The organism is Streptomyces sp. NPDC059371, from assembly GCF_042751995.1.
Classification (GTDB): Bacteria; Actinomycetota; Actinomycetes; order Streptomycetales; family Streptomycetaceae; genus Streptomyces.
Genome location: NZ_JBHYXD010000102.1, coordinates 25387 through 31883 on the forward strand (window position 1 = coordinate 25387; position 6497 = coordinate 31883).

Consider the following 6497-nt stretch of genomic DNA (forward strand, 5'->3'; position numbering starts at 1 on the left):
CTTCAACGAAACTGGGAGCAGCGATGGGCAAGGCGTACAACGTGATGGCGGCGACCTGCCCGAGTCGCACGGTGCTGCACCGTATCGGCGCCCGCTGGACGGTGTTCGTCGTCAACGCCCTCGATGACGGACCTCGCCGCTTCACCGAACTGAAGGGGCATATCCAGGGCATCACCCCGAAGGTCCTCACCGAGACCCTGCGCTCCCTGGAAGCCGACGGTCTGGTCAGCCGCCACGAGTACGACGAGAACCCGCCCCGAGTCGAGTACGCCCTGACATCTCTGGGCCGCTCTCTGCTCATTCCGCTCCGCGCCGTACGACTCTGGGCCGAAGAGCATGTCCCGGACATCGAGGCGGCCCGAGCACGCCAGCTGGTTCTCTGACCCGTGAGCCGACTGCCGGAATGGACCTCGGTCGCGGCCGGCGGCCAGGGTCCCGGCAGCCACCAGAGGTGATGATCTCTGGCCAGGGTCGGGATGGTACGGCTCGTGGGAGAAGAGCAGCTACACGCCTGTGCCTTGAGACCAGGGGCTGTCGCGTGGCTGGGTCATCCGATCCTGTCTCCTCGACGGTTGCGCGGCCTTCGGGTTCGGTGTTCGCCGCCCTGTGCTGTTCTCGTAGATGTTTGGGAGCCCAGCGGCCGTTGCCGCGTGCGGCGTTGGGGCCCCGTAGTCCGTGCCTGTCCGCGGTGCGGTTCGGTGTAGTCCAGGCGCTGGGCGAATCGAGCGGCAAGCTGGACCATCAGGCGCGCGCGGGCGATGAGCTCGGCAGATGCCTCATGGGTGTCGTGGTGCTGCAGCAAGCTGGCGGCGTCCCACACCTGGCGGTGCCCGATCGCCGCAGCACGGTGCAGTCACGGTCCTCGTGGAGGGACTCCTGCAGATAGACACCTCACGTTGCTATGCCGTCAAGTTCAGGGGATGAGTCCTCCATTCACGGCGCGGCCGAAGAGCCGCTGGTGCCATTCGTTGGCGTCCGGTCCGGGGTCGGTGGTCAGGACGGGGTTCGGGCCGGTCTCGATGAGGTGGAGGAGCGTCCAGGCGACGCCGTAGCAGTCGTCCGGGCCGAAGCAGGTGACGAGCGCACGGGCTTCCTCTTCCGTGACCGGCTTCGGAATCGCTTCGAGCTGCTCGACGCGCCTGTCGATCTCTTCTCCGCTCGCGTCCCAGTCAGGGAGTGGGCCGTCGGCGACGAATACCTGGACTTGAGGTCTCACGTTCGAATAGTCGGTTGCCGTCGATCTCCCGGGCAAGACGCGGGTGCGTCCGGCGCCTGACAAGGCACGATGGGCATCATGGAATCCGATCTGCCGACCGTGAACGTGCGGCTGTGGCATGCCGATGCTGTCGTCCTGTTCGACTGGCTGATGAGTACTGATCTCGACGCAGTCCCCATCACCCATCCCGCGCAGAAGCAGGCCTTGGCCGACCTGCTGAGTCGGCTGGAGTCCGACGTCGATGCCGACATCGCCGGTTCGACGAGCGAGGAGATCGCCGCCGCGCAGGCGGAGGTGGCTCGGGATATGGGCTGGTAGGACCGCTCAACCTTCCATGCGGCAGGTCAGACGGCCGCTGCCTCCGCCGGCGGGGACGACGCCGTGAGGAACGCGGACTGCTCGTCGAAGAGCTCGCGTTTCTGTAGGCAGTGGTAGAGCTGTCCGATCATGCGGTTGAAGAGGTTGCGCTGAGCGGCTGCGTGCCAGTCGCCTTGTTCGCGTCGCCGCCGGTAGTGGGTGTTGGCCCCCGTGGATGCCCGTAGGGAGGCGAAAGCCCAGAGGTAGCCGGCGTGGTTGAGCCGGTCGTTCTTCACCCAGCGCCGGGTGATGCTGGCCTTCTTGCCCGAGGCGCGGGTGATGGGCGAGGCGCCGTCGTAGGCCTTGAGGCCGCGGACGTCGGCGAAGCGGGTACGGTCGTCGCCGATCTCGGCCAGAATGCGGGCGGCGAGCTGGATACCGAGGCCGGGGAAGCTCAACTCCGGATCTCCAGCAGCCTCCGGGTGCAGGAGACGCTTCGCCTCGTCCAAGCTCACCGCGAACCCGTAGGGCTATAGGAGTGTCCATTCCACCGTTCGATGGCGCGCGGCGCGTCAGCATTCGTCACGTTGTCCGCGCCAAGCCGGTGGTAGCAGGGCCGCCGAGTAGCCGGTCCCCGCCCCGGTGTCCGTCCTCGACGTCCAGGCTTTCGATCATGTGGCCAGGCTCAGATCCAGGTGTCGAGCCACATTCTGGCGAGCCAGTCGGCATGCGGGATCGTCTGTCCGGTGTAGATCGGGAAGAAATAGATGAAGTTCCAGGCGATGAGCAGGACAAGGACGCTTGCGGCCACCGCACCTCGTATGCGGCGCTTGTCGGTCGCTCCCGCCGGACCCAGCAGGGCTCCCAGCATCATCGTCACGGCCAGGCACAGGTACGGCACGAAGACGACCGCATAGAAGGAGAAGATCGTGCGGTCCTGGTACAGGAACCAGGGCAGATAGCCGGCGCCCACCGCACAGAGGATGGCGCCAGAGCGCCAGTCGCGGCGCAGCGCCCATCGGTAGAGCAGGTACACGAGTGCGCAGCATGCCGACCACCACAGGAGCGGTGTTCCCAGGGCGAGGATCGCCTGTGTACAGCCGGCCGCCGCGTGACAGCCGTCTTTCCCAGGTGCCGGCGACTGGTAGTGGAACAGCACAGGGCGGCCGACGACCAGCCAACTCCAGGGGTTCGACTCGTACTTGTGGGGAGTACTCAGCCCCACATTGAACTGGTAGACGCCGTGCTCGTAGTGCCACAGGCTGCGCAGCGGGGCCGGGATCCACGACCATGTGCCACCACGGGCGTCCGCCCAGTGGCGTCCGTAGCCGTTGTCGGACAGGAACCAACCGGTCCATGTCGCCAGATACGTCAGGACAGCGACCGGGGCGAGGGACAGCACCGACCAGCCGAGGTCCTTGCGCAGCACTGCGCGGTAGGGGCGGCGCGCGCCCGCTACGCGGCGAGAGCCGACGTCCCACAGCAGGGTGAGGACCACGAAGAAGGCGAGGAAGTACAGGCCGTTCCATTTGGTTGAGGCCGCCAGTCCCAGGCAGAGGCCGGCAGCGAGCCGCCAGGGACGCGCTCCCGTCCCGGCATGGTCGCCGGTGTGTCCGTCCGGGCGCACCCGGCCCTCCTCGTCGACCGGTAGAGCTGCCGCGAGCCGGGCTCGCGCACCGTCCCGGTCGATGAGCAGGCAGCCGAACGCCGCCAGTACGAAGAACATGACGACGAGGTCGAGCAGAGCGGTGCGGCTCATCACGTAGTGCAGACCGTCAATCGCCATCAGTGCTCCGGCCAGGCAGCCCAGCGGTGTCGAACGGAACAGGCGGCGTCCTATTCGGCACAGCATCAGCACCGACAGCGTGCCGAGGAGCGCCGTCATGAAGCGCCAGCCGAAGGGGGTGAGGCCGAACATCCACTCGCCGAGGGCGATGACCCATTTGCCCGTCGGCGGGTGTGCGACGAAGGACCCGGTGTCGGAGAGCGGGATCACCTGGGGATCGGCCAGGATCTGCGGGTCGGATATCTGGCCCTTCGGCCAGGTGCCCTCGTAGCCGAGCTGCAGCAAGGACCATGCGTCCTTGGCGTAGTACGTCTCGTCGAACACGACCGCCCCCGGGCTGCCCAGACGCCAAAAGCGGGGCAGCCCGGCAAGGAGCGCTACCAGCAGCGGCCCGCCCCATTGCGACCAGCGCGCCAGCCGGCACGCGGCTACTGGGGACAGCCCGAGCGTGCGCCAAAGCCGTGACCCGGGTTCGGGAAACGGCACGACCAGACGGTCACGCACGGACGTAGGCGGGCGCCCGACGTGCCCGAAGTGCCGCAGCCGCCGCTCCCAGGAGATCGGCTGGCGATTCGCCCCCTTCCGTGGCTCGTCGACAAACGCGGGCGTTTTCTCATGGATCACGTGGTGAGCCTTCTACTCGTGGGGAGCAGGACGAGCGGGAGCATCTGCCCGGCGGTCGGTGGTGGTCACGCCGGCTCACGTCAGCCCTCGCTGATCGGGACTGCTTGAACCTGGACAAGGCGCTGCCTGGAGGGGGTTGAGGTCAGCACCGGCTCGGGCGTTGAGAAGCGGTACGGCATCGGCACCCTCTTGGCAGCGGAGGCGGAGCGGGCAGTAGACGGCATCGGGACCGGCCTGGCAGAGGTGATGGGCGAGGCCGAGGACCACTACTGACCCTTGGTATCGGATGTGCAGTGATGTGTAGGCCGGTTTCGGCGAGGCCGTCGTTGATGAGGTCGGGGTGTCGCTGGATGTGTGCCGGTCTGCGACGGAAGGCGCGCTCAAGGTGTTCGGGGTCAGTGAACGCGGTGTTGGCTATGGGCCTCGCCGCAGCAGCGACCAAACGTCCTCGGCAGGGTTCAGATCGGGTGCATAGGACGGGAGTTGAAAAGATGGTGAGCCAATCGTGGTCAGCCTCGCCCTGATGTAGTCCGGCCGTCCTGTGGATGTTCCGATTGTCCCAGACGATCACCACGGGTACCGAGCTGAAGATGCGCACGGACCAGAAGGGCATCGTAATCCGTCCACGAAAAGATCTTCCGGGCTCCCTGAAAGGGCAGTTGGAGCAGCTATTTCTGGCGAAGAAGCACTGCCGCAGTCGTCGTCGGCAGCCACGAAGACGACGGCGCGGAATCCGCGGCGCAGCGCCTGAACCTGCTCACTGCCCAGCTGAGCGTGGCGGCGTCGAAAGGGAGGACCAGGCGAGACCCCGTCCATCCGCCGGGGGGAGCGGATGAACGGGGCCGGTATAGGACAGTCCGGTCGACCTACCGCGGGGTCTGCGGCTTGCGATGCCTGCCCTTTCCGGTGCCGAGAAGCTTGGGCGCCAACCTCTTGGGCGGCTCCGGATCTCCAGCAGCCTCCGGGTGCAGGAGGTGCTTCGCCTCGTCCAAGTTCACCGCGAACCCGTAGGGCTCCCAGGAGTGTCCATTCCACCGTTCGATGACGCGCGGCGCGTCGGGATTCACGTGGGCGCCCCTGGGGGCATTGCCGGGAACGACGGGGACGGCACGGAGCCGGCCGATCTTCGCGTCGCGGCGCTCGGCCCAATCCGACAACGGTTCGTCGTCCATCGTGGCGTTCCTTAACGGTGGTGGCTCTCCTGGAAGGGTATCGACCCCGGACTGCCCCGGGGCGGTGTCTGGCCTCCTGCGGTCAGGCGAGGCGGTGTTCCCAGCGCAGTTCCGGGTTGTCGCCGATCCAGTACGTGTGGGAGCTGGATCGGCTGCGGCGTCGTAGCGTGGATAGACGAGAAGCGGTACCGGGAAGACGAAACCGTCCTGGTCTACTTCAAGGGGGTCAGTCTGGCGTCCATGGCTGAAGGTCTGTCCGCGCGGAACCGGCCGCCGTTCGCCTACGGCAACGCTACGGAAGCTGGCGACTGGGGCGTGATCGTGCACCACATGTTCAACCGCGACGACTATGACGAGATCGACTACCGCGAGCTGTGCCCCCAGGGCGCTGAGCTGGTGGTGTTCGTTCCCAACCCATGCGTTGCCAAGGGCCATGGGCCCAAGGCGTACCACTACCAGGACGGTCGGGCGTCGTCCTGTATCGACTACGAGGATCCTGACCAGGTCGGGGAATATTGGCCCAACAAGATGGCCCCCCTCATCACAGCGGCCAGACTGGACCATCAGAGCGCGACCTACGAGGAGCAGCTGACCCAGCTGATCTGTGACCACTTGGGCTTGCCCGCGTTGGATCGCGACACCATCACGGTGGACCGCGACCTGGTGGCCTCCTACTACGGGCTGCGGCCCCGTGGTGCGAACTAGGGGCGGGGCAGTCGCTCAGGTCTCCCGGGCTTGCCACGGAGATGTCGGAGTCTCGAACCCATCACTTCGGCGTCGTGTTCTCGCAGTTCTCCGACACTTTCAACACGTCGAAGACCACCGGGTAATCGGTGATCTGTTGGTACGGGCCCGGGTGGGAGTTGCAGATCTTCCAGGCAGCCGGGTCATCCACTGGCCGGCCGTGTCCGCTCGCGTCCTTGAAGGTCATATCCATCTTGGAGCTCATCTGCTCGTATGCGCGACCGGCGTTGCCGCCGAGGACATCGGGCATCGAGGCGGTGACCGGCTGGGGGTTTGCCGAACGATGTCTCTCGGCAGCCCCCGATCTGGACGTGGGGCTCGCCGAGACGTCCGGCGCGGATGACGCTCCGCACCCGGTGACCAAGGCCAGAAGTGTGGCAGTGAGGGCGGGCCTCAGAAGCTTGGCGAAGGTCATGTTCTCCCCGGCGTGATGGCAGTTCGGAAGGGTATTCAATCCCATGGCCATGCCCAGTCGCTGCTCGGCCAGCGGAACGGCTCGGGACGAGTGATCGCGGACAAGCCTGCCCCTGGCACCCTTTCCACCACCCACCTCAGCTGCCATCCCGTCTGCCGTCGACCCACACACCGTGGAGCGGGCGTGGTTCAGGGCGGCGAGGGTGGGCGCCCCGCCCGCCGAAACGCCCATAACGCCCGGGGC

7 protein-coding genes and 1 pseudogene are annotated in these 6497 nt (G+C 66.7%); 3 read left to right on the plus strand and 5 right to left on the minus strand.

Translation table 11 applies throughout. From position 1 onward, the window contains the following. Positions 1-23 precede the first annotated feature (23 nt). Complete coding sequence (locus ACFXGX_RS35895; protein WP_384800168.1) at positions 24-383, plus strand: winged helix-turn-helix transcriptional regulator; 360 nt, start codon at positions 24-26, stop codon at positions 381-383. 530 nt (positions 384-913) lie between these two features. Here ACFXGX_RS35895 and ACFXGX_RS35900 read toward each other — a convergent pair. Further along, positions 914-1216, minus strand: a complete 303-nt coding sequence (locus ACFXGX_RS35900; protein WP_384800171.1) for a hypothetical protein — start codon at positions 1214-1216, stop codon at positions 914-916. A 78-nt stretch (positions 1217-1294) separates the two neighbouring features. On the opposite strand from ACFXGX_RS35900, the gene ACFXGX_RS35905 reads away from it, so the two are divergent. Next, a complete protein-coding gene (locus tag ACFXGX_RS35905; RefSeq protein WP_384800174.1) occupies positions 1295-1534 on the plus strand; it encodes a hypothetical protein in 240 nt (79 codons plus the stop codon). Between the two features lie 26 nt (positions 1535-1560). On the opposite strand, the pseudogene ACFXGX_RS35910 reads toward ACFXGX_RS35905, so the two are convergent. From ACFXGX_RS35910 to ACFXGX_RS35920, 3 genes and pseudogenes are all read right to left on the minus strand, one after another. Next, a pseudogene (locus tag ACFXGX_RS35910) lies at positions 1561-1971 on the minus strand (transposase); the annotation flags it as partial. Between the two features lie 227 nt (positions 1972-2198). Further along, positions 2199-3860, minus strand: coding sequence for a dolichyl-phosphate-mannose--protein mannosyltransferase (locus ACFXGX_RS35915; RefSeq protein ID WP_384800193.1), 1662 nt, complete (start codon positions 3858-3860; stop codon positions 2199-2201). A 929-nt stretch (positions 3861-4789) separates the two neighbouring features. Beyond that, positions 4790-5095: a DUF6087 family protein gene (locus ACFXGX_RS35920; RefSeq protein ID WP_384800177.1), complete on the minus strand. Its 306-nt coding sequence runs from the start codon at positions 5093-5095 to the stop codon at positions 4790-4792. 240 nt (positions 5096-5335) lie between these two features. Between ACFXGX_RS35920 and ACFXGX_RS35925 the strand changes: the two genes are divergently transcribed. Continuing rightward, positions 5336-5800, plus strand: coding sequence for a hypothetical protein (locus ACFXGX_RS35925; RefSeq protein ID WP_384800180.1), 465 nt, complete (start codon positions 5336-5338; stop codon positions 5798-5800). 61 nt (positions 5801-5861) lie between these two features. Here ACFXGX_RS35925 and ACFXGX_RS35930 read toward each other — a convergent pair. Then, a partial coding sequence (locus ACFXGX_RS35930) for a hypothetical protein (RefSeq protein WP_384800183.1) occupies positions 5862-6497 on the minus strand: 636 nt, incomplete at its 5' end.